Raw genomic sequence first — 22,176 nt, 5'->3', positions numbered from 1 at the left:
GCGCGCCGCGTAACGTCCCCGGGGTGACGACGAGGCCGGGACACGAGACCGTGTCCCGGCCTTCGTGTGCGTTGGGAGGCTCGGTGAGCAGGGACCTGGTCGACCTGGTGAAGACCGCACGCCAGGCCGCGACCGCCTACGGGCGGCCGGACCTGGAGAAGCGGCTCTCGACGGTGGCCGCGTCGGTCGCCGACGACCGGGCGCGCGTGCTGGTGATGGGCGAGTTCAAGGCCGGCAAGACCGAGCTGGTGAACGCCCTGCTCGGCGGCCGCGCCCTGCCGACCGACGCCCACAAGGCCACGACGGTGCCGACCATCTGCGTGCGCGGCACCCAGCGCGGCGTGACCCTGGTCCGCGCCGTCGAGGGCGGGCAGGAGCAGCAGTCGATCTCCCCGGCCCAGCTCGCCGAGCACGTCACCGAGGCGGGCAACCCGGACAACGCGGCCGGCTGGTCGCACGCCGAGGCGACGCTGCCGGTCGACGTGCTCGAGGGCCTGCGGCTCGTCGACACCCCGGGCGCGGGCGGGCTGGCCTCGCCCGCGTCGGTCTCGACGATGGCCGAGCTGCCCGGAGCGGACGCGGTGCTGCTGGTCTGCGACGCGGGCCGCGAGCTGACCGCCCCCGAGCTGGCCCTGGTGCGCACGGCCGCCGCGGTGTGCCCGACGGTCGCGGTGGTGCTCACCCGCACCGATCTGCACCCGCACTGGCGCCGGATCGCCGACCTCGACCGCGGCCACCTCGACCACGCCCACGAGTCGCTGCGCCGCATCCCGATCCTGCCCACGTCGGCCGTGCTGGCCCTGCACGACGAGGCCTCCCTGCTCGCCGAGTCCGGCGTCCCGGAGGTGCGGGAGCTGCTGCGCGAGCAGGTCGTCGGCGGCCGCCACGCCCGGCGGACCCGGATGGCCACGGACGAGGTGCTCGTCGTCTGCGAGCAGCTCGCCGCCCGCTTCCGCGCCGAGCGTGACGCCCTGGCCGATCCCGACCGGGCCCGGCGCATCGACGACGAGCTCGAACGGTCCAAGGCCCGCGTGGCCGCCCTGCGCGACCGGGCCGCCCGCTGGCAGCAGACCCTCAACGACGGCACCCAGGACCTCGTCTCCGACATCGAGTACGACCTGCGCGACCGGCTGCGCACCGTCACCGCCGACGCGGAGGCGGCCCTCGACGACACCGACCCGGCCAAGACGTGGGAACAGTTCGCCCCGTGGCTGCACCAGCAGGTGTCGGCGGCGGTGGCCACCAACGTGGTGTGGGCCGAGGAGCGCACGCGGTGGCTCGCGGAGCGGGTCGCGACCCACTTCGCCGAGGACGGCGCCGGCGTCCTGCCCCCGATGGCCTCGCCGGAGGGGCAGGCGATGGCGGCCGACCCGGTCGGGATGCTGGCCGCGCCGGACCACGAGAAGTTCGGGCTCTCGCAGTCGTTGATGATCGGGATGCGCGGCTCCTACGGTGGCGTCCTGATGATCGGCATGCTCACCACCATCGCGGGGATGGCGCTGCTCAACCCGTTCTCGGTCGGCGCGGGCCTGCTGCTCGGCTCGAAGACGCTGGTCGACGAGCGCAAGCGCGCGCTGAGGCGTCGTCAGGCCGAGGCCAAGCAGGCGGTCCGACGCCACGTCGACGACGTGATCTTCCAGGCGGGCAAGAACTCCCGCGACATGCTCCGCGAGGTCCAGCGGACCCTGCGCGACCACTTCACGGGCACCGCCGAGCAGCTCGAGCGCTCCCTCAACGCGACCTCGCAGGCCGCGAAGGCGGTGGAGGCCGACGGGGCGAAGCGCCAGGCCCGGCTCGCCGACGTCGAGGCCGAGATCGAGCGGCTCGACGCCCTGGAGAAGCGGGCGCGCCGAATCCGGGAGAGCGTCGGGACGGCCCGGCTGGTCGGGGCGTGACCCGCCACGTGGACCCCCGGCCGACCGCCGGCCGGCTGACCGACCAGGCCCGGGCCGTCGTCGGGAACGCGCAGCGGCTCTACGGCGGTGGGCCCGCGGATCCGGCCACCGACTGGGCGCGGGCGGTGCTGCACGACGCGCGGGCCCGGCTCGACGAGCCGTTGCGCGTGGCGCTGGCCGGGACGCTGAAGGCCGGCAAGTCGACCCTGCTCAACGCCCTGGTGGGGGAGCGGGTGGCGGCGACCGACGCGGGCGAGTGCACGCGGCTGGTCACCTGGTACCGCGACGCGCCCTCGCCGACCGTCACGCGCGAGGACGTCGACGGGCGCCGCGGCCCCGTCCCGTTCGCGCAGGACCGGGAGGGTCTGCGGATCGACCTGCGCGGCGTCGACCCGGCGCGGGTGGGGCGGCTGCTCGTCGACTGGCCCTCCCGCGGGCTGGCCGAGACGACGCTCGTCGACACCCCCGGGCTCGACTCGATCCGCGAGACGAACTCGCGGCGCACACTCGCCTTCGTCACCCCCGACGACCGCCCCTCCGGCGCCGACGCCGTCGTCTACCTGATGCGCCACGCGCACCGCAACGACGTCGGGTTCCTCGAGGCGTTCGCCGACCTCGCCCGCGGTGGCGCGGGCGGCCTCGGCGCGGTGGGCGCGTCCGGCACCGTCGTGGTCCTCTCGCGCGCCGACGAGATCGGCGGCGGCGGACTGGACGCCATCACGACGGCGGGTCAGGTCGCCCGGGCGTACCGCGCCGACCCGGCGCTGCGGCCCCTGTGCCAGACGGTCGTCGCGGTCGACGGGCTGCTCGCCGAGACCGCGCGGACGCTGCGGCAGGCCGAGTTCACGGCGCTGCGGGCGCTGGCCCGGGCGCCCCGCGCGGAGGTCGACGCGCTGCTGCTCTCGGTCGACCGGTTCTGCGCGGCCGAGCCGCCCGCCGTCGTCGCCGAGGCCCTCGCGTCCGACCCGGACGGCGTGCGGCTCGACGCGCCCACGCGGCGCGCGCTGATGGACCGGTTCGGCGTCTACGGCATCCGCACCGCGACCACGGTGCTGCGCCGGGGCGCGCGCACCGGGCGGGGCGTGGTCGACTCGGTGTCGCTGGCCGAGGAGCTGGTCCGGCGCTCCGGGCTCGAGGAGTTGCGCGAGGTGCTCGCGTCGCGGGTGGTCGGGCGCCGCGACGTGCACAAGGCGCGGTCGGCGCTGCTCGCGGTCGAGATGGTGCTCGCGCGGGCGCCGCGTCCCGACGCCGGTGCGCTCGCCGCCGAGCTGGAGCGCGTCCTCTCCGGCGCCCACGAGTTCACCGAGCAGCGCCTGCTCGCGGCGCTGCGCCAGGGGCAGGTGACGATGCCCCCGGAAACCCAGCCGGAGGCCGAGCGCCTGCTCGGCGGCGACGGTCCCGACCCGGCCGACCGGCTCGGCGGCGCCGACGACCCCCGCGCCGCGGCCCTCGAGGCGCTCGACCGGTGGCGCACCCGGGCGGAGTCGCCGCTGACCTCACGCGCCGCGGCGGAGGTCGCCCGCGCGGTCGTGCGGTCCTGCGAGGGCGTGCTGACGCACCTGTAGCGCGACCGCGCCCAGCACGAGCGCGGCGCCGACCAGCACCACCGGGTGGAACGGCTCGCCCAGGACCAGCACGCCCGCGAGGTAGGCGACCACCGGCACCGCGTACGCGTACGTGCCGACCACCGACACCGGCGCGTGCCGCAGCAGCCACGTGAACAGGGCGAACCCGCCGAGCGAGTCGACCACGAGGAGCACCGCCACGGCCGCCCACGAGGAGGCGTTCCCGACGCCGGGTGGGGCCGGGTCGAGCGCCAGGCCGGCGGTGAGGACGAGCGCGCCGCCCGTCACGAGCTGCACCGCGGTGGTCGCCCCGGGCGCGGGGAGGACCACGCTGCGGGCGGCGACGAGTGTCCCGGCGGCCCACAGGATGCTCGTCCCGAGCACCAGCAGCACCCAGGGCGTCCACCCCGGCCCGCCCGCCTCGATCACCACGATCACCGCGACCCCGCCGAGCCCGACGGCCAGGCAGGCCAGCTCCCGCGCCCCCACCCGCTCGCCGAGGGCCGCCCGCAGCACCACCAGCCACAGCGGGATCGACGGCGCGAGCAGCGCCGACGTCGATGCCGGGACGCGCACCACCGCGACCACCGCGAGGCCCTGCGCCCCGAGCAGGCACGCGCCGACCAGCGCGGCCCGGCGCAGCGCGAGCAGGGGCGCCCGCCGCAGGTCGCGGGCGTGCACCACCGCGAGGACGACACCCGCCGTCAGGAAGACCGCGCCGGACGTGGTGAGGGGCGGCAGCGACTCGACCACGACGCGCATCGCGGGGAACGACGAGCCCCAGCAGAGCCAGAGGAGGACGAGCGCGGGGACGACGCGGGTGCGGGCCATGCCGATAGGAGAAGTCCGGGGCCGGACATGAGTCCAACGACTTCGCCTCCTACCCGGCATGATGTGTGCTCATGGACGTCGCGCTGGCGCAGCTGGACGCCGTGCTGGCCCTCGCCGAGCACGGCAGCTTCACCCGGGCGGCCGCGGCGCTGGGGCGGACGCAGTCGGCGGTGAGCCGGTCGGTCGCGACCCTGGAACGGCGGCTCGGGGTGCCGGTGGCGCACCGCGGCCCGGTCGTGACGTTGACGGCGACCGGCCGGGAGGTCGCCGACCACGCCCGGGCGGTGCGGGGTCACCTCGACGCCGTGGCGGGGCTGGCGCAGCGCGGGGAGCGGGCCGACCTGCGGGTGGGCGCGGTCCACTCGGCGACCGTGCAGCTCGTGCCGGCGGTGGTGCGGCGGGTGCCGGGCCGGGTCTGGGTGGTGCAGGGTGACGACGACGAGCTGGCGGCGTGGTTCGCGGCGGGGACCGTCGACCTCGCGGTGTCGACGTGGGGCCCCGAGCACTTCGCCGGGGCGGACGCGCACCTCGAGCGGGAGGACGCGTTCCTCGCGGTGCTCCCGGCGCGGCACCCGCTGGTGGGCCGCGGCCCGGTCGGCCTCCGGGCGCTGGTCGAGGCGGGCGTGGCCGACCCGGGCGGGACGTGCGGTCCGCAGCTGGAGGACGGGTACGTCGCGCACGGGGAGTCGTGGGTGCCGGCGCACGTGGTGCGCGACGTCGGGACGGTGCTCGCGATGGCGGCCGCGGGGATCACGGTGTGCTGCCCGCGCTCGCCCTGCCGGATCCGCTGCCCGCGGGCGTCGTCGTGCTGCCGCTCGCCCCGCCGTTGGGTCGCACGGTGCACGTCCACGTCCGGTCGGTACCGGGCGCCGCGGACCTGGCCGACCTGCTCGCGTCGTGAACGGCCCCCGGGTGCCCTCGTCACGGTGATTCACGACGACAGGGCGAGCGGGGCCGGTCGACTCCCCGCGACGACCGTCGAGGCGCAGCCGACGGGGGACCGGTGCGGCGGCTCCGGCGGCGCGGGCCGAGGCACCCGTCTACGGTCGGCAGCGTGATCGTCCTGGACCTCGGCGGTGTCCTCGTGCGCTCGGACCAGGTGATGGCCGCCGTCGCGGAGCGGCTCGGGGTGTCCCGCCCGGCGCTGGAGGAGGTCTACTACGGGCCGCCGAGGCAGGCGTTCGACCTCGGCGGCTCCGACCTCGCCTACTGGACCGCGGTGGGCGATCGGCTCGGGGTGACCGTCACCCCCGACGACGCCGCCGAGCTGACCGGCATCGACGCGACCAAGTGGGCCGACCTGCCGTCGGGATCGGCCGAGTTCCTCGCCGCGCTCGCGGGTCGGCGCACCGCCGTGCTCTCCAACGCCCCGGCGCACCTCGCGCGGACGGTGCGGGACGCGGCGTGGTCGGACGGGTTCGAGACGCTCGTGTTCTCCGCCGAGGTCGGGCTGGTCAAGCCGGACCCGGCGATCTACGCGGCCGCCGACGCCGCCTACGGCACGACCCCGGGCGAGTGCGTGTTCTTCGACGACCGTCCCCCCAACGTCGAGGCCGCCCGCGCGCACGGCTGGACCGCGCACGTGTGGGACGGACCGGACGCGGCGCTCGCGACGCTCGGACTCAGGACGGCGTGAGCCGCCCGACCAGCTGCTCCGAGACCTGCCAGACCCGCGCCGCCTCGGCGTCGTCGCGCAGCGGCCGGTAGAGCTTCTGCTCGCCGGGCCCGCCGCCGACGTGCCCGGGCCCGGACGGTCCGTAGAGGTGACCGCCGACCGCGTCGGGTGACGTGGCGGCGTACAACGCCGGTAGGCCGGCGCTCTCCGGGGTCCCGATGAGACCGATCCGCGAGAGGGCGCCGATGATGCGACGACCCCGCGCCGGCTGCGAGCGGCCGAGTTCGGGTCGGGCCGCGAGGAGGCTCGTCGGCGCCACACCGGGGTGCGACAGCAGGCTGGTGATACCCCAGCCGTTCGCCCGGCTCCGCCGCTCGAGCTCGAGGCCGTAGAGCCCGAACGCGATCTTCGACTGGCGGTAGGCGGCCATGCCGTCGTAGGAACGCTCCCACTGCAGGTCGTCCCAGTGGATCGTCCCGCCGGCCGCCGCGATGCTGATCTGGTGCACCACGCGGGCGCTCCCGGCCCGCAGCAGCGGCAGCAGGCCCGCGACGAGCGCGACGTGCCCGAGGTGATTGGTGCCGAACTGCAGCTCGAAGCCGTCGGCGGTGACCTGGCGGTCGGGGGGCGTCATGACGCCGGCGTTGTTGACGAGCAGGTGGATCGGCCGGCCCTCGCGGCGCAGCGTGGCCGAGAGCGCGTCGACGGAGGCCAGCGAGGACAGGTCGAGCTCGCGCAGCCCGACGCGGGCGGACGGGACCGCGCTGCGGATCGTGGTGCGAGCTGCCTCGCCCTTGCGCGGGTTGCGGACGGGCAGCAGGACCTCGGCACCCGCGGCGGCGAGCCGCGTGGCCAGGCCGAGGCCGACGCCGTCGCTGCCGCCGGTGACGACGGCGAGGCGGCCGGTGAGGTCGGGGACGGTGATCTCCCGCATGGTGACTCCTTCTCGGTGGGCTGACACCGAGACTGGCGCCGCCCGGGATCCCGCACCACGGCGCGCTCATCCGGGGATCGGCGATCCACCCCTACGGTCGACGCGGTGGAGCTGACCCTCGACGAGTGTCAGCGGTGGCCCACGGCGCGCACTGGACGTCAGCAGGTCGCCACGCTGCACCCGTCTAGGCTCCCGAGCCGTGCGCCGCCCCGACGACCTCGACGCCGTGCGCGAGTCCTACGACCGGGCGGCCGACGCCTACGTCGAGATGGTCGAGTCGACGGGGCTGGGCGACATCCGCACGCACCCCTGGCTGCGGGCGACGGTGGACGCGTTCGCGGCCTCGGTGGCGGGGCGGGGGCCGGTCCTCGACGTCGGGTGCGGGCCCGGGCTGGTCACGGCCTACCTCGCGGAACGCGGCCTCGACGTGACCGGGGTGGACCTGTCGCCGCGGATGGTCGAGCACGCCCGCCGGTTGCACCCGCAGTGCGAGTTCGCCGTGGCGTCCGCGACGGAGCTGGAGCTCCCCGACGCGTCCCACGGCGGCCTGCTCGGGTGGTGGTCGCTGTTCAACCTGCCGCGTGACGTGCTGGCGGACGTCCTCGCCGCGTTCGCCCGGGCCCTGGTCCCGGGTGGGCAGGTGCTGATCGCGACCCACGTCGGCGACGACGACCTCGAGCGCACCGAGGCGTACGGGGTGCCGGTGCGGTGGACGACCCACCGGTGGCGGCCGGAGCAGCTCGTCGCCCTGCTCGAGCGGGCGGGGCTGCAGCTCGTCGCGGAGCTGCGGCTCCCGCCCGATCCGCCGATCGGTCCGGCCGTCGTGCTGTGCGCTGCGCGCAGGTGAGCAGAAAAGGTCGCTATAGCGACCTTTTCTGCTCACGTGCGAAGCACAGCGCGCTCCTCGCGGGCCGGCTCCCGGGTGGCGAACAGCATCAGCAGGGCACCGATCAGCGCGAGCACGGACATCGTCACGAATCCGCTGGTGAACGTCCCGGTGCTCTGCACGATCGCGCCCATGGCGACCGGCGCGATGACGCCGGAGATCGCGAAGGCGGCGTCCGCGAAGCCGGCCGCGGTGCCGGGCTGGCGGGGCTCGGCGTCGATGGAGGCGACCCACCAGATCCCGCCGGTGACGAAGCCGAAGCCCACGCCGCACGAGATCGAGATGAGGGCGACCGTGAGGGTCGGGTCGAGGAACACCGGGATCAGCGAGGCGCCGGAGCACAGCAGCGCGACACCCATGATCGTGTAGCGGCTCCGCACGCTCTGCGTGCGCTTGTAGACCCGGTCGACGAGGAAGCCCCCGACGAGGGCCCCCACGACACCCGCGGCCCACGGGGCGATCGCGAAGGCGCCCACCGCCTTGAGCGAGAGCCCGAACGAGGTGGAGAGGAACTGCGGCAGCCAGTACATGAAGCCCCAGAACATGAAGCCCCACGAGAAGTAGCCGACCGCGCAGATCCACAGGTTGCGGTTGCGGAAGATCGCGCCCCAGTCGGTGCGGCCCGGCGTCTCGTGCTCCACCTCGGCCTCGCGGCCCGCGAGGATGAGCGCGCGCTCGGCGTCGTTGACCTGCGGGGCGTCCTCCGGGGTGCTGCGCAGCAGCCCGGCCGCGACGACGATCCAGAGCAGGCCCAGCCCGCCGATCACCCAGAACATCCCGCGCCAGCCGACGGCGCCGATGAGCTGCGTGAGCAGGGGGCCGGCGATCAGCAGGCTGCCGGACACGGCGACGCCGCCGATGAGGGCGAGGGCGAAACCGCGCTCGGCGGCGGGCAGCCAGCGGCCGGCCGTGCGGGTCGCGGCGGGGAACGCCGGGGCCTCGGCCGCGCCGAGCACGATGCGGATGAGCAGCAGGCCGACGAAGCCGCCCGCGAGCGGGATCAGCGCGGTGGTCAGCGAGAACAGGGCCACCGCGGTGATGAGCACCTTGCGCGGTCCGAACCGGTCGACGAGCGGACCGGAGAGGAACGCGAAGACCGCGTAGCCGATCGAGAACACGCTCGAGACCACGCCGTACTGCGTGTCGGTGATCCCGAACTCGGCCTTGAACGGCGTCACCGCGTAGGAGATCGCACTGCGGTCGATGTAGTTGATGACGATGAGAGCGACGATCAGCGCGATCGTGACCCAGCGAAATCGGGTGGGCATCGGTCCTCACCTGTCCGGAAGGATTTGTCGTTCCGTTGGAAGGAACGAATGCCGAGTGGCGTCGACGTGAAGAATGGCGTGTCGGACGAGATCAGGTCAAGAGCGCAGGTGAGGCTCGTGACGTGGGATTGTCAATTGTTCCGCTGATAGGAACGGAGGGCGTTCGACAGATCGCGGGGAGAGGAATCGCCGCGCAGTTCCCAGACGCGGTCGGCGAGTTCCGGCGCCCCGCCGTTCATGGCGAACTTGGTGCGGTGCTCGTCGGCGGACAGGGGGCGTGCGGGCCCGCCCCGGTTGTCGCGCACCCGCTCGGTGAGCACCTCGCCCGAGCGCAGGTGCGCGGTGAGGACGGCGGGGAAGGCGCGGGGGAAGCCCGCGGTGGCCTCGTCGTCGGGAACGCACTCCACCCGCCCGGCGAGGGCGAGGCGCGCCGGGTCGGCGGCCACGGTGTCGGTGAAGTCGGCGTGCGAGACGCCGAGTCCGCCGCGGTCGCCGGTGAGGGCGGCGGCGACGGTGTACGGCCCGGAGAACGCCGCGTGATAGCCCGAGCGCGGGTGCGCCTTCTCCGCGGGCGGCTCGGCGATGGTGCGCATGACCGGCGCGGGGATGCCGAGGACGAGGCGCTCGACGTCGTCGGGGGAGACCCCGCGGTCGCGCAGGGCGAGGGCGGCGTCGATGCCGGCGTGCGTGAAGTGGTTGCAGGGGTAGGGCTTGTAGAACACGCGCAGGGTCTCCCAGCGCTCGCCGAGCCCCTCGGTGACCTCGTCGATCCGCACCCGGTCGCCGCAGAACGCCTGCAGGAAGCCGAAGCGGCCCTCGAGGACGGTCGGGGGACCGGTGAGCCCGTGGCGGGCGAGGTCGGCGGCCGCGACGCCGGCGTGCGCGGCCCAGCCGCAGTGCACCCGCTTGACGGTGCCGCCGGTCCGGTTGGCCTCGATGACGCCCGCGCCCATCGACGCGGCGATCCCGATCGTCGAGGTCAGCTGCTCGGCGTCCAGCCCCCGCAGCATCCCCGCCGCGACCGCCGCCCCGACCGCGCCGCAGATCGCGGTCGCGTGCTGGCCGTACTCGAAGAACACCGAGTTGCCGAGCTCCGCGTCGTACCCGGCCATCCCGAGCCGGCAGGTCAGCTCCACCCCGACGGCGGCCGCGTCGAGGAAGGCCGGCCCGCTCGCCCCGACCGCCTCCGCCACCGCGAACGCCGCGGGCAGCACGGCCGCCGACGGGTGCAGGACCGACGGCAGGTGGGTGTCGTCGAAGTCGAGGGAGTGCGCGAGCGTGCCGTTGACCAGGGCGGCCGACGGGGCGGGGAGCTGCGAGCCGTCGGCGAACGAGGTCGCCGCGCCCGTACCGCCCCACTCCTCGACGACCGCCGAGACGATCCGCCCCGGCTCCTCGGACCGCGCGCCCAGGCAGTTGCCGAGCAGGTCGACGGTGCGGGCGGCGAGGTCGTCGCGCAGCTCGTCGGGCAGGCCCTCGTGGGCGACCTTCGCGGCGAGGTCGGCGACCTGCTGGGCGGGGGTCCTCACGCGACCACCGCCACCGGGCGGACCGGCGACCCGGTGCCGCCGACGATGCGCAGCGGCGCCATGACGAACAGGAACTCCGTGAGGCCGGCGTCGTGGGCGTCCTCCAGGGCGAGGTGCTCGACGATGTGGATGCCGTGCTCCACGAGCAGGACCCGGTGCACCGGCAGCACGCGGTGGCCGGCCCCCGGCGGGATGCACTCGAAGGCGGTGGTGTCGCCGCCGACGGCGACCACCCCGCGCTCGGCGAGCCACCGGGCGCCGCTCTCGTCGACGCCGGGCACGCCGTCGGCCTGCCCGAGGTAGGTCGCGGCGTCGCCGAAGTGGCGGGCCCAGCCGGTGCGCACCAGGGCGACGTCGCCGGCGCCGGGCTCGGGGCCCGCGGCCGCGAGATCCTCCGCGGTCACGGCCTCGCCCGGGGCGAGCGAGTCCACGCCCCGGGCGGCCGCGACGTCGAGCAGCACGCCCCGGGTGATCATCGGCGGGATCGTCTCCGCGCCGTGCTCGCGGTGCACCCCGCCGACCTGGGCCTCCATCGCGTCGACCCCGCCGTGCAGGCAGCCCTCGTGGCTGACGTGGGAGAGGGCGTCGACGTGGGTGCCGACGTGGCCGCCGGTCACGATCATCTCGTTGGACGCGGACCCGCCGTCGGGACGGACCATGTCGCCGTGGCGGCGGATGAGCGTCATGCGGAAGCCGGGGTGGTTCGGCGAGCAGGGCATGCCGGTGAACAGCGGCTGCCCGAGCTCGACGGTGCGCACGCCGCCGGCGATCGCGTCGAGCAGGGCGCGGGTCGAGGTCGCGGTGGTCATCACGTCTCCTGGTTCTGGGCGAGCAGCGCCCGCGCCCCGGCGACCACGGCGGGGTCGACGAAGCGGCCGTCGGCGTCGAGGAAGGCGGTCTCGGTCGAGTCCTCCAGCGAGGCGAGCAGCGCACGGGCGTGGGCGAGCTCGTCGGGGGAGGGGGTGAAGGCGCGGTGCACCACCGGCACCTGGCTCGGGTGGATCACCGAGCGGCCGTGGAAGCCGCGGTTCCGCGCGGCGGCGGAGTCGGCGGCGAGGCCGGTCAGGTCGGCGACGTCGGTCCACACCGGCGCGACCGGGCTCGCGAGGCCCGCCGCCCGGCTCGCGACCACCACCCGCTGGCGCGCCCACTCCAGCGCGGTGCGGTCGCGCACGCGCAGGTCGGCCGCGAGGTCGGCCTCGCCGAGGGACAGCCCGACGACGAGCTCGTGCGCCGTCGCCAGCTCGAAGGCCCGCTCGACGCCGAGCGCGGACTCCAGCAGCAGGTGCAGCGGCGTCTCGAGCGCCTGCGCCACGTCCCGCACGACGGCGGGGTCGGTCGCCTTCGGCACGCGGACCCCGTCGACCGACAGCCCGGCGAGCGCCTCGAGATCGAGGCGCCCGACCGCGTCGCCGGGAGGGTTCATCCGGACCCAGACCGGCTTCGCGCTGCGCAGGATGCCGAGCGTCTCCCGCGCGGCCTGCTTCGCGCCCACCGGCACGGCGTCCTCGAGGTCCACGACGACGGCCTCGGCGTCGCCGGCGAGGGCCTTCGCGACGAGGTCGGGCCGGTGGCCGGGCACGTACAGCCAGCTCCGGGCGACCCCGAACCCGTTCACACCGCCCCCGCGGCGCGCAGCGCCTCGAGCCGGTCCGCGTCGACGCCGACCTCGGCGAGGACCTCCGCGGTGTGCCGGCCGAGCGGCGGGCCGGCGGTGCGGACGGCGCCCGGGGTCTCGGAGAGGCGGAACGGGACGTTCTGGAAGCGGACCGGGCCGAGCTCCTCGTCGTCGACGGTGACGACGCTGCCGAGCGCGTCGTACTGCGGGTCGGCGAGCACGTCGGCCGCGGTGTAGATCGGGGCGACGGCCGCCTCGGCCTTCTCGAACGCGGCGACGACCTCGTCGCGGTCGCGGGCCGCGATCCAGGTACCGACCGCCTCGTCGAGCTCGTCGGCGTGCTGCGCGCGCGACCAGCCCGCGGCGAACCACGGCTCGTCGATCAGCTCCGGGCGCCCGACCAGGCGCATGACCCGCTCGGCGATCGACTGCGCGCTCGTCGACACCGCGACCCAGCGCCCGTCCGCGCACCGGTAGGTGTTGCGCGGGGCGTTGTTCGAGGAGCGGTTGCCGTGGCGGGGCTGCAGCTCGCCGAGCTGGTCGTAGGCGATGAGCTGCGGGCCGAGCACGGTGAGCAGCGGCTCGATGATCGCCATGTCGACGTCCTGGCCGCGCCCGGTCTGCTCGCGGGCCCGCAGCGCCGTCATGATCGCGAAGGCCGTGGTCAGGGCGGTGACGCCGTCGGCGAGGCCGAAGGGCGGCAACGTGGGCGGGCCGTCGGGCTCGCCGGTGATCGCGGCGAACCCGCTCATGGCCTCGGCGAGCGTGCCGAAGCCGGGCCGCGACGCGTAGGGGCCGAACTGGCCGAAGCCGGTGACCCGCGCCAGGACGAGCCCGGGGTTGCGCTCGCGGAGCACGTCGGGTCCGAGCCCCCAGCGCTCGAGGGTGCCGGGGCGGAAGTTCTCGATGATCACGTCGGCGTCCGCGGCGAGCTCGCGGAACACCTCCTGCCCCTCCGGGGTGGAGAGCACGAGCGTGATCGAGCGCTTGTTGCGGCCGAGCATCTTCCACCACAGGCCGACGCCGTCCTTGGCGGCGCCGTGGGTGCGGCTCGGGTCGCCGCGCGGGTGCTCGACCTTGATCACGTCGGCGCCGTGGTCGCCGAGCAGGGTGGCGGCGAGCGGGCCGGCGAACAGGGTCGCGACGTCGAGGACCTTGAGTCCGGCGAGGGCGGTCATGCGGTCCTTTCCGGGCGCCGCGGGGCGGCGCCGAGACGGTGGGAGATGCGGTCGGCCACGGCGACGACGCGCGGGGCGATCGCGGTGACGAACTCGTCGGTGACGCGGTAGCGGGGTCCGCACACCGAGATGGCGCCGAGCACGTCGCCGGAGACCCCGAAGACCGGGGCGGCGACCGAGCCGGCGTCGGCCTGGCGCTCGCCCATCGACGCCGCGTAGCCCGCGGCGACGATCCGGTCGAGCTCGGGGCGCAGGACCTCGGGGTCGACGACGGTGCCCGGCGTGAGCGCCTCGAGGGGCTCGGCCAGCGCCTGCTCGCGCTCCTCCGCGCCGAGGAACGCGAGCATGCACTTGCCGGAGCTGCCGGCGTGCAGCGGGAACCGGCGGCCGAGCTCGACGGTCATCTTGATCTCGTGCGTGCCGACCACCTGGTCCAGGTAGACCCGGCCGTGCGGCACCGGCGTGGAGAGCGTGGCGGTCTCGCGCGTCTCGTCCCGCAGCTCGCGCAGCAGGGGGAGCGCGGCCTGGCGCAGGTCGGACTCGCGCAGTGCCCGTGCCCCGATCGCGGCAGCGGCCGGCCCGAGCCGGTACTCCCGGCTCACCGGGTCCAGCGCGACCATCCCGCGCCCGGCCAGCGAGGTCAGGATGCGGTGCACGACCGCCTTCGACAGCCCCAGCTCCCGGGCGATGTGCGAGACCCCCTGGGTCGACGGGCCGTCGACGAACAACAGCAGGACGTCCGCCACGCGGGCCGTCGCCTCGGTCCCGCCGGTCTGTTCGGGCACCTGCACCTCCAGGTCGTACCGCTGGACGAAACACAGGGTTCATCGTCGGGCGGGGCGCCGTCAAGTCAACGGCGTGCAGTTGTTGTGTCGTTGCCGTGGAGCTGCTCTCATGAGGCGGGACGCATCCGTCGAGGTGCGTTTCTCTCAACGGAACGGAGGTCGAGCATGGCGGACGTCGACCTGCTCGTCGCCGGCGCGGGCGGTGGCCTCGCCGGGGCGCTGCGGGCCGCGCAGCACGGCCGGCAGGTGGTGGTCGCCGAGGCGAACCCGCACTTCCGGCGGGGCAACAACACCGCGATGTCGACGGCGATGATCCCGGGGCCCGGCAGCCGCTTCCAGCGCGCCGCGGGCGTCGAGGACTCGCCGGAGCGCTTCCTCGCCGACGTCGCGGCGAAGACCCACGGCGAGGCCGACCCGACCGTCGCCGGGACCCTGGCGCACCTCGGGGCGGAGCTCGTCGAGTGGCTCGCCGACCACGTCGGCCTGCCGATCGAGCTCGCCGCGGTCGACTACCCGGGCCACTCCGTGCGGCGCTGCCACACGCTGCCCGGCCACCACGGCTCCACGCTGCTGCGCGGCCTCACCGAGGCGGTCGAGGCGTCGTCGTCGATCGACCTGCTCTGCCCGGCGCGGTTGACGGGGCTGTCTCCGCTGTCGAGCGAAGGTGCCCTTCGGTCGGTCAGATCGACCGAGGGTGCCCCTCGCTCGGAATGGCGGGTCACCCTGACCCGTCCCGACGGCGGGTCGGAGGAGCTGACCGCGGCGGCCGTCCTGCTCGCGACCAACGGCTACGGCGCCGCACCGGAGCTCGTCGCGCAGCACCTGCCGGAGATCGCGGACGCGGCGTACCACGGCAGCGAGTACTCGACCGGCGACGCGCTGCGTCTCGGCGGCGAGCTGGGCGCGGCTTCCGGGTTCCTCGACGCCTACCAGGGCCACGCCGGGCTCTCCGCCGCCGCGCGCACCCTGCTGACCTGGACCACCGTCATGAACGGCGCGATCGTCGTCGACGCCGACGGGCGCCGCTTCGCCGACGAGACGGTCGGCTACTCGGAGTACGCCGCGATGCTCGCGGCCCGTCCCGGCGCCCGCGGCTGGGTGGTGTTCGACGCCCGCATCGACGGCCTGACCCAGGGGTTCACCGACTACCGCGACGTCGTCGACGCCGGCGCGGTGCGGTGGGGCGCGACGACCGGTGAGCTCGCCGACCGCCTCGGCGTCGACGCCGGTGTGCTGGAGGCGGAGATCGCCGACGCCGCCGCCGTCGCGCGGGGGGAGTCGGCGGCCGACCGGGTCGGACGGCGGAGCGTCGCCGCCCCGCTCGAGGCGCCCTACGCCGCCGTCGAGATCGTCCCCGCGCTCTTCCACACCCAGGGCGGGCTCGCCGTCGACGCCGACGCCCGCGTGCTCGACGCCGCCGGGCGCCCGCTCGGCTCGCTCTACGCGTCCGGGGGCGCCGCGGTCGGGATGTCCGGCCACGGCGCCGCCGGCTACCTGGCCGGCAACGGCCTGCTCCCCGCCCTCGGCCTGGCCTACCGCGCCGCCGACCACCTCGCGTCCCTGCTGACCCACCAGGAGGTCCCCGCATGACCCACGACCTGATCCTGCGCAACGTCCGCGTCGTCCGGCCCGGCGTCGACGACGCCCCGCTCGGCGACATCGCCGTCGACGGCGGCCGCGTCGCCGCCGTCGGGCCCGACCTCGGCACCGACGCCCGCGAGGTCGTCGACGGGCATGGCCAGCTCGCGTTCCCCGGCGTGGTCGACGCCCACCAGCACTGGGGCATCTACAACCCGCTCTCCGAGGACACCGCGACCGAGAGCCGGGCGTGCGCGCAGGGCGGCGTCACCACGTCCCTGACCTACATGCGCACCGGGCAGTACTACCTGAACACCGGCGGCCCGTACGCCGAGTTCTTCCCGCGGGTGCTCGAGGCGTCCGAGGGGCGCTCGTACGTCGACTACGCCTTCCACCTCGCGCCGATGCAGGCCGGGCACATCGACGAGATCCCGGCGCTGGTCGACGAGCACGGCGTCACGTCGTTCAAGATCTTCATGTTCTACGGCAGCCACGGGCTGCACGGGCGCTCGAACGACCAGAACGACTTCCTCATGATCCCCGAGGGCGAGCGCTACGACATCGCCCACTTCGAGTTCGTCATGCGCGGCATCCAGCGCGCGCGGGAGGCCCGGCCGGACATCGCCGACGCCATCTCGCTGTCGCTGCACTGCGAGACCGCCGAGATCATGACGGCGTACACGAGGATCGTCGAGCAGGAGGGGCGGCTCTCGGGCCTCGAGGCCTACAGCGCGTCGCGGCCGCCGCACTCCGAGGGGCTCGCCGTGACGATCGCGTCGTACCTCGCGCACGAGACCGGACTGCCGACGATCAACCTGCTCCACCTGTCGTCGGGCAAGGCGCTCGAGGCCGCGATGCTCATGGCGCAGACGTTCCCGCACGTCGACTTCCGGCGGGAGGTGACGGTCGGGCACCTGCTCGCCGACATCCACACCGCCGACGGCGTGGGCGGCAAGGTCAACCCGCCGCTGCGGCCGCGCGAGGACGTCGAGGCCCTGTGGCGGCACGTGCTCGCGGGCGACGTCTCCTGGGTCGTGTCCGACCACGCGTGCTGCAAGGAGGCGACCAAGTTCGGCGACGACCACGAGGACGTCTTCGCGGCCAAGTCCGGCTTCGGCGGCACCGAGTACCTGCTGCCGGGGCTCGTGGGGGAGGGGCTCAAGCGCGGCCTGCCGCTGTCGCGGATCGCCGAGCTGACCTCGACGGCCCCGGCGCAGCGCTTCGGGCTCGGCGCCACGAAGGGTGACCTCGCGCCCGGGTTCGACGCCGACATCGCGCTCGTCGACCCCGACCGCTCGTGGGTCGTCGACCCGGCCGACTCCGAGTCCACCCAGGAGTACACGCCCTTCCGCGGGCTGGAGATCGGCGCGATCGTGACCCGTACCTTCCTGCGCGGCCGGACCGTCTACGCCGACGGCAAGGTCGTCGGCGAGCCGACCGGAACGTTCCTGAGGAGGCCCACGGCCTCGTGAGTACGGTCCGTGCCGGACACGGATCCGGACGGACGCGGGGCGCACATGACGGCGATGGAGGGCGGTGGGCGCTACAACGCCCATGCCTCGGCCCAGGCCGCGTCGGCGGAGTTCGCGCTCGACCTCCTGCGGGAGGCCGCCCGGACCGCGCCGCCCGGGCCGGAAGGGACGGTCACCGTCGTCGACTACGGCGCGTCGGAGGGCCGGAACTCGCTGGCGCCGATGGCAGCCGCGGTCGAGACCCTGCAGGGGGTGCAGGGTGCTGAGCAGTCGGTGCTGGTGGTCCACACGGACCTGCCGGACAACGACTTCTCCTCGCTCTTCCGCACCGTGGCCGAGGACCCGGACTCCTACCGGCGGCCGGGCGTGTACACGGCCGCGATCGGGCGGTCGTTCTACGAGCAGCTGCTCCCCGCCGGCACCGTCGGGCTCGGGTGGAGCTCGATCGCGGTGCACTGGCTGCGGGCGGCCCCGGGCGCCCTGGACGGGTTCTGGCCGACCGTCGCGACCGGGGAGCAGGCCGCGGTGTGGGAGCGCGCCGCGGCGTCGGACTGGGCGGCGTTCCTGACGGCGAGGGCGGCCGAGCTGCGGCCCGGGGCGCGGCTCGTCGTCGTCAGCGGTGCGGCCTCGGGGCACCCGCGGCGTTCGGGCGCGGAGCCCGTGATGGAGGAACTCGCCCGGGGCCTGGACGTCCTCGTCGGGTCCGGGGTGCTGGATGCGGCGGAGCGGGACGCGATGGTGGTCCCGGCGTGGTACCGCACGGAGGCGGAGTGGCGCGCCCCGTCCACCGCCGACCTCGGCCTGGGGCTCGAGCGGTTCGAGTCCGTGGAGCTCGGTGACCCGCTGTGGCGCCGGTACGGGGACGGCGCCGACTACGCGCGGGCGGTCGCCGCGGCGATCCGCGTGTCGTTCGGGCAACCGCTGCTGCAGGGACTGGAGCCGCAGCGCCGGGCCACCGTCTCGGCCGCCCTGTTCGACGACCACCTCACCCGTGCGATCGCGGCGACGTCCGGGCCGTGGTTCGACTGGCGGCTGGCGGTGATGTGCTTCGCTCGTGAGCACTAAAGGTCGCTATAGCGACCGTTAGTGCTCACGAGTGCGGAGCACACCAGGTCCAGCAGCCGCCCCGTCCGCGCACGGTCGTCGGCGTCCTGGAGCGTGACGACGACGCCCACGAGCAGGGTCACGACGTCGTCCGCCGCGACCCCGGGACGCAGCGATCCGTCGGCCGCACCCGCCGTCAGGAAGGTGTCGACGGCCGCGCCGACGTGCTCGCGCGTCCGCAGCGGGGCGAGGGAGCCGTCGGCGACCATCGCGCGGAACGTGTCGGCCATGCCGCGCTTGGTGAGCACGAACTCGGCGTAGCGGTCGAGCCAGGCGCGGAACGCGGTCGCGGCGTGCGGGCCGGGGTCGACGTCGCGGCACAGCCTCTCGAGCTCCGCGCGGTAGACCGCCTCGACGAGCGCCTCGCGGGTGGGGAAGTGCCGGTAGAGCGTGCCGATCCCGACGCCGGCGTCGCGGGCGATCCACTCCAGCGTCGGGTCACCTCCGGCCAGGAACGCGGCGGCGGCCGCCTCGAGCAGGCGGGCGCGGTTCCGGGCGGCATCGGCACGCGGCATATCTGGAGGCGCCTCCGTTTCAGGTGTAGCGTCCTCGGTGGAACCGGAGGCTACTCCGGATCACGACGGACGAGGGGTGGAGCCATGCGTCCCGGAGGCACCGCGGAGCTGGGGGAGCACGAGGTCGCGCGCGTCGGGTACGGCGCGATGCACCTCGGGCCCGCCGTGTCCGACGACGAGGCGGTCGCCGTCCTGCGCCGCACCCGTGAGCTGGGCGTCGACCACGTCGACACCGCCGAGTTCTACGGCGACGGCGTGGTCAACCGCCGCATCCGGGCGGCCCTCGCGCCGGGCGACGACGTGGTGGTCGTCAGCAAGGTCGGCGCGGAGCCCGCGACCGGCGAGATCCACCTGCGCCTCGCCCAGCGCCCGGAGCAGCTGCGCGCCCAGGTGGAGGCGAACCTGCGCTCACTCGGCGGGGCGTCGGCTCGACGTCGTGAACCTCCGCCGCGCCGACGCCCCGCCCGGGCTCGTCGCCGAGGGCGACCAGGTCGTGGACCTCGACGACCAGCTCGCCGCCCTGACCGCGCTGCGGGACGAGGGGCTGATCGGCGCGCTCGGGCTCTCGCACGTGTCGGCGGACCAGCTGCGCCACGCGCTCCCGGCCGGGATCGTCTGCGTGCAGAACGCGTACTCGCTGGTCGACCGGTCGTCCGAGGCCGTGCTCGACCTCTGCCGGGAGCACGACGTCGCCTGGGTCCCGTACTTCCCGCTCGGCGGCGCGTTCCCCGGGCAGACGCACGTGACGTCGCTGCCGGCCGTGCAGCAGGTGGCCGCGCGGCTCGGGGCGACCCCGTCCCAGGTCGGTCTCGCGTGGGTGCTCGCGCGGTCGCCGCGGGCGATGGTCATCCCCGGTACCCGGTCGGTCGGGCATCTGGAGGAGAACGTCGCGGCCGGGTCGGTGTCGCTGTCGGCGGAGGACCTCGCGACACTCGACGCGTGAGCCGGATCGTCCTCGTCCACGGCGCCGGCGGCGGCGCGGCCTCCTGGTCCCGCGTGCTCCCGCTGCTGCCCGACGCGGTGGCGGTCGAGCTGCCGCCCGACGCCGTGACCTGGGAGGAGTGCGTCGAGGCGGTCCCTACCGGCGAGCCCGCGGTGCTCGTCGGACAGTCGATGGGCGCCTTCGTCGTCGGCCTCGCGGCGTCCGTCGTCCCGACGGCGGGTGTGGTGCTGCTGGCGCCGATGGTCCCGGCGCCGGGGGAGACCGCCGGGGCGTGGTGGGAGGCCACCGGGCACGCGGCGGCGGCGTCGGAGGCCGCACGCGCGCAGGGACTCGACCCGGCCGCCGTCGTGCCGGGCCCCGGGTTCGACGTGGACGTGACCTTCCTGCACGACGTGGCCCCCGAGGTGCTGCCCGAGCCGACCGACCCGTCGTGGCCGTCCGCGGCGCTCTTCGACGCCCCGTACCCGCTCGAGCGGTGGCCCGACGTCCCGACCCGCGTCCTCGCCGCCCGCGACGACCGGCTCTTCCCCCCGGCGTTCGTCGCGCGGCTCGCCCGGGCACGGCTCGGCGTCGAGGCGGAGGTGGTGCCCGGCGGTCACCTGGCGGCGCTGTCGCACCCGGACGCGGTCGCCGCGGCCCTGCTCGCGTGACACGGTGGCACGCATGCCGGATGACATCGAGCGGGCCCGGGAGCTGATCGCCCGGGCGCAGCGGATCACCGTCCTCACCGGCGCGGGCGTCTCCACCGACTCCGGGATCCCCGACTTCCGGGGGCCCGAGGGAGTGTGGACGAAGAACCCGAAGGCCGAGCTGATCTGGAACATCGACAACTACCGCGACGATCCCGAGGTCCGCCGCGAGGCGTGGCGCGAGCGGCTCGACCACCCGATGTTCGCGGCGGTCCCGGGCCGGGCGCACGAGGCGCTGGTCGAGCTCGAGCGCTCGGGCCGCCTCCTCGCGCTGCTCACCCAGAACATCGACGAGCTGCACCAGAAGGCGGGGTCGTCCCCGGGCCTGGTCGCCGAGCTGCACGGGAGCAACCACGGGACGGTGTGCCTGGGCTGCGGCGCGGTCGCGCCGATGGCCGAGGCCCGCGACCGCGTGCGGGCCGGTGAGGACGACCCGCGCTGCGTGGACTGCGGCGGCATCCTCAAGGCCACCACGATCATGTTCGGCGAGATGCTCGACGTCGACGTGCTCACCCGCGCCCGCGACGCGACGCTGGCCTGCGACCTGTTCCTCGCGATCGGCACCTCGCTCGGCGTGCACCCGGCGGCCGGCCTGGTGGACGTCGCCTGCGCGGTCGGCGCCGAGGTGATCATCGTGAACGCCGAGCCGACGCCGTACGACCCGGTCGCCTCCGTGGTGCTCCGCGGCGGGATCTCCGAGGTGCTGCCCGCGATCGTGGGCTGACCGGTCCCGCGTCGGGCGCGGCCGGGGTGCGAGGGTGGCCCCCATGACGCGGATCGGGGCGGCACGACGACGGGTGGCCGAGGCGCCGTCGGTCCGGCGGCTCGTCCGCACGGTCGGGCGCTACCGCGACCGGGACGGCAACCACCACGCGGCGGCCCTGACCTTCTTCACGCTGCTCGCGCTCGTGCCGCTGCTGATGCTCGCGGTGGCGGCGACCGGGTTCGTGCTCGCCGCCGACGGTGTCGTCCTCGCCCAACTCGACGCCGCACTCGCGGTCGCGCTGCCGGCCGGCGCCTCCGGCGCGGTCGGCGGGGTGGTGCACACCGTGGTGGGCGAGCGCGGTCGGCTCGGGGTGCTCGCGCTCGCGATCGCGCTGTTCTCCGGCTGGAGCTGGATAGCCCACGTCCGCGACTCGGTGACCGCGATGCTGGGCCAGTCGCGACCGCGGGAGCGGCTGTGGCGGACGGTGCTCTCCGACGTGGTGACGCTGCTCGGTATCGGCGTCGCCATGGTGCTCTCGTTCGCCTCGGCGGCCCTGAGCGGGCGGATCGGCACTCAGGTCCTCGAGGCGCTCGGACTCGGCGGCACCCTCGGGGCGCGGGTGCTGCTCACGGCCGGGTCGCTGGTGGTCGGGCTGCTGGCGAACTGGGTGGTGGTCGGCTGGTGCCTCGCCAAGCTGCCGCGCGCCCGGCGTCCGGTGCGGGAGGTCCTGCTGCCGGCCGCCGTCGGGGCGCTCGGGCTCGCGGCCCTGCAGCAGCTCGGCGGCCTCTACCTGGCGCTGCTCACGCACTCGCCCGCGGTCGCGACCCTCGGAGCCCTCGTCGGGCTGCTCCTGTTCGTCTACACGCTGATGCGCTGGCTGCTGTTCGTCACGGTGTGGAGCGCGACGTCGGCGACGGACGCGGAGACCACGACGGCGGGTGGCCTGCGCCGTGCGGGCGGGACGTTGGCGGTCGGCGCGTCGGCGGGGCTGGTCGGGAAGGTGCTGCGCATGTGAGCACTTCTGACGGCTATCACCGTCGGAAGTACTCACGGGCCTCCGGCACC

General features: G+C 75.3%; 20 protein-coding genes and 1 pseudogene. 12 read left to right on the top strand and 9 right to left on the bottom strand.

Annotated features, from left to right (window positions below):
• Nucleotides 1–83 precede the first annotated feature (83 nt).
• Nucleotides 84–1,895: a dynamin family protein gene (locus LN037_RS05205; protein ID WP_230750508.1), complete on the top strand. Its 1,812-nt coding sequence runs from the start codon at nt 84–86 to the stop codon at nt 1,893–1,895.
• Nucleotides 1,892–3,460, top strand: a complete 1,569-nt coding sequence (locus LN037_RS05200) for a dynamin family protein (RefSeq protein WP_230750506.1) — start codon at nt 1,892–1,894, stop codon at nt 3,458–3,460. The genes LN037_RS05205 and LN037_RS05200 overlap by 4 nt, the downstream gene beginning before the upstream one ends.
• Here the strand turns inward: LN037_RS05200 and LN037_RS05195 are convergent.
• Nucleotides 3,392–4,291, bottom strand: coding sequence for an EamA family transporter (locus LN037_RS05195; RefSeq protein ID WP_230750504.1), 900 nt, complete (start codon nt 4,289–4,291; stop codon nt 3,392–3,394). The two genes, LN037_RS05200 and LN037_RS05195, sit on opposite strands and share 69 nt — an antisense overlap.
• A gap of 71 nt (nt 4,292–4,362) precedes the next feature.
• Here LN037_RS05195 and LN037_RS05190 point away from each other — a divergent pair, with 71 nt between their 5' ends.
• Nucleotides 4,363–5,349: a LysR family transcriptional regulator gene (locus tag LN037_RS05190; protein WP_230750502.1), complete on the top strand. Its 987-nt coding sequence runs from the start codon at nt 4,363–4,365 to the stop codon at nt 5,347–5,349.
• A complete protein-coding gene (locus tag LN037_RS05185; RefSeq protein ID WP_230750500.1) occupies nt 5,346–5,927 on the top strand; it encodes an HAD-IA family hydrolase in 582 nt (193 codons plus the stop codon). Before LN037_RS05190 ends, LN037_RS05185 begins: the two co-directional genes overlap by 4 nt.
• Here the strand turns inward: LN037_RS05185 and LN037_RS05180 are convergent.
• On the bottom strand, nt 5,914–6,840 hold the full coding sequence (locus LN037_RS05180) for an SDR family oxidoreductase (RefSeq protein ID WP_230750497.1): 927 nt from the start codon (nt 6,838–6,840) through the stop codon (nt 5,914–5,916). The two genes, LN037_RS05185 and LN037_RS05180, sit on opposite strands and share 14 nt — an antisense overlap.
• Before the next feature lie 199 nt (nt 6,841–7,039).
• Between LN037_RS05180 and LN037_RS05175 the strand changes: the two genes are divergently transcribed.
• Complete coding sequence (locus LN037_RS05175; protein ID WP_230750495.1) at nt 7,040–7,687, top strand: class I SAM-dependent DNA methyltransferase; 648 nt, start codon at nt 7,040–7,042, stop codon at nt 7,685–7,687.
• Nucleotides 7,688–7,719: 32 nt separating this feature from the next.
• Here LN037_RS05175 and LN037_RS05170 read toward each other — a convergent pair whose 3' ends face one another.
• The 6 genes from LN037_RS05170 to LN037_RS05145 form a co-directional block, all read right to left on the bottom strand.
• The gene (locus LN037_RS05170; RefSeq protein WP_230750493.1) at nt 7,720–8,994 is read right to left on the bottom strand and encodes an MFS transporter; all 1,275 of its coding nucleotides are present in this window, start codon (nt 8,992–8,994) and stop codon (nt 7,720–7,722) included.
• Nucleotides 8,995–9,125: 131 nt separating this feature from the next.
• On the bottom strand, nt 9,126–10,523 hold the full coding sequence (locus tag LN037_RS33380; protein WP_230750491.1) for an MmgE/PrpD family protein: 1,398 nt from the start codon (nt 10,521–10,523) through the stop codon (nt 9,126–9,128).
• Entirely contained in the window at nt 10,520–11,332 is an 813-nt protein-coding gene (locus LN037_RS05160) for a cyclase family protein (protein ID WP_230750489.1), read from the bottom strand. Before LN037_RS05160 ends, LN037_RS33380 begins: the two co-directional genes overlap by 4 nt.
• Nucleotides 11,332–12,141, bottom strand: coding sequence for an HpcH/HpaI aldolase/citrate lyase family protein (locus LN037_RS05155; RefSeq protein ID WP_230750487.1), 810 nt, complete (start codon nt 12,139–12,141; stop codon nt 11,332–11,334). The genes LN037_RS05160 and LN037_RS05155 overlap by 1 nt, the downstream gene beginning before the upstream one ends.
• Nucleotides 12,138–13,319 (bottom strand): CaiB/BaiF CoA transferase family protein, encoded by a 1,182-nt coding sequence (locus LN037_RS05150; RefSeq protein WP_230750485.1) that lies wholly within the window; start codon nt 13,317–13,319, stop codon nt 12,138–12,140. The genes LN037_RS05155 and LN037_RS05150 overlap by 4 nt, the downstream gene beginning before the upstream one ends.
• Nucleotides 13,316–14,104, bottom strand: coding sequence for an IclR family transcriptional regulator (locus LN037_RS05145; RefSeq protein ID WP_230750483.1), 789 nt, complete (start codon nt 14,102–14,104; stop codon nt 13,316–13,318). Before LN037_RS05145 ends, LN037_RS05150 begins: the two co-directional genes overlap by 4 nt.
• Before the next feature lie 165 nt (nt 14,105–14,269).
• Here LN037_RS05145 and LN037_RS05140 point away from each other — a divergent pair, with 165 nt between their 5' ends.
• The 3 genes from LN037_RS05140 to LN037_RS05130 are packed head-to-tail and all read left to right on the top strand — an operon-like array spanning nt 14,270 to nt 18,219.
• Nucleotides 14,270–15,694, top strand: coding sequence for an FAD-dependent oxidoreductase (locus LN037_RS05140; protein WP_230750481.1), 1,425 nt, complete (start codon nt 14,270–14,272; stop codon nt 15,692–15,694).
• Complete coding sequence (locus LN037_RS05135) at nt 15,691–17,154, top strand: dihydroorotase (protein WP_230750479.1); 1,464 nt, start codon at nt 15,691–15,693, stop codon at nt 17,152–17,154. Before LN037_RS05140 ends, LN037_RS05135 begins: the two co-directional genes overlap by 4 nt.
• Before the next feature lie 45 nt (nt 17,155–17,199).
• Nucleotides 17,200–18,219 (top strand): class I SAM-dependent methyltransferase, encoded by a 1,020-nt coding sequence (locus tag LN037_RS05130; RefSeq protein WP_230750477.1) that lies wholly within the window; start codon nt 17,200–17,202, stop codon nt 18,217–18,219.
• Here the strand turns inward: LN037_RS05130 and LN037_RS05125 are convergent.
• Nucleotides 18,216–18,773, bottom strand: a complete 558-nt coding sequence (locus LN037_RS05125) for a TetR/AcrR family transcriptional regulator (RefSeq protein ID WP_230750475.1) — start codon at nt 18,771–18,773, stop codon at nt 18,216–18,218. The genes LN037_RS05130 and LN037_RS05125 overlap by 4 nt on opposite strands.
• A gap of 84 nt (nt 18,774–18,857) precedes the next feature.
• Here LN037_RS05125 and LN037_RS05120 point away from each other — a divergent pair.
• From LN037_RS05120 to LN037_RS05105, 4 genes and pseudogenes are all read left to right on the top strand, one after another.
• Nucleotides 18,858–19,716 (top strand): annotated as a pseudogene (locus LN037_RS05120) (aldo/keto reductase).
• On the top strand, nt 19,713–20,366 hold the full coding sequence (locus LN037_RS05115) for an alpha/beta fold hydrolase (protein WP_230750473.1): 654 nt from the start codon (nt 19,713–19,715) through the stop codon (nt 20,364–20,366). Before LN037_RS05120 ends, LN037_RS05115 begins: the two are co-directional and overlap by 4 nt.
• Nucleotides 20,367–20,379: 13 nt before the next feature.
• Nucleotides 20,380–21,129 carry an SIR2 family NAD-dependent protein deacylase gene (locus LN037_RS05110; protein ID WP_230750471.1) on the top strand — a complete coding sequence of 250 codons (750 nt, stop codon included), beginning with the start codon at nt 20,380–20,382 and terminating at the stop codon, nt 21,127–21,129.
• Between the two features lie 43 nt (nt 21,130–21,172).
• Nucleotides 21,173–22,126 (top strand): YihY/virulence factor BrkB family protein, encoded by a 954-nt coding sequence (locus LN037_RS05105; protein ID WP_230750469.1) that lies wholly within the window; start codon nt 21,173–21,175, stop codon nt 22,124–22,126.
• Nucleotides 22,127–22,176 lie beyond the last annotated feature (50 nt).

Origin of the sequence: Actinomycetospora soli (assembly GCF_021026295.1) — a bacterium.
In the GTDB taxonomy this organism is placed as follows: Bacteria; Actinomycetota; Actinomycetes; order Mycobacteriales; family Pseudonocardiaceae; genus Actinomycetospora; species Actinomycetospora soli.
Note: the sequence above shows the minus strand (reverse complement) of the source record. Positions and strands in the feature narration are given on the sequence as shown.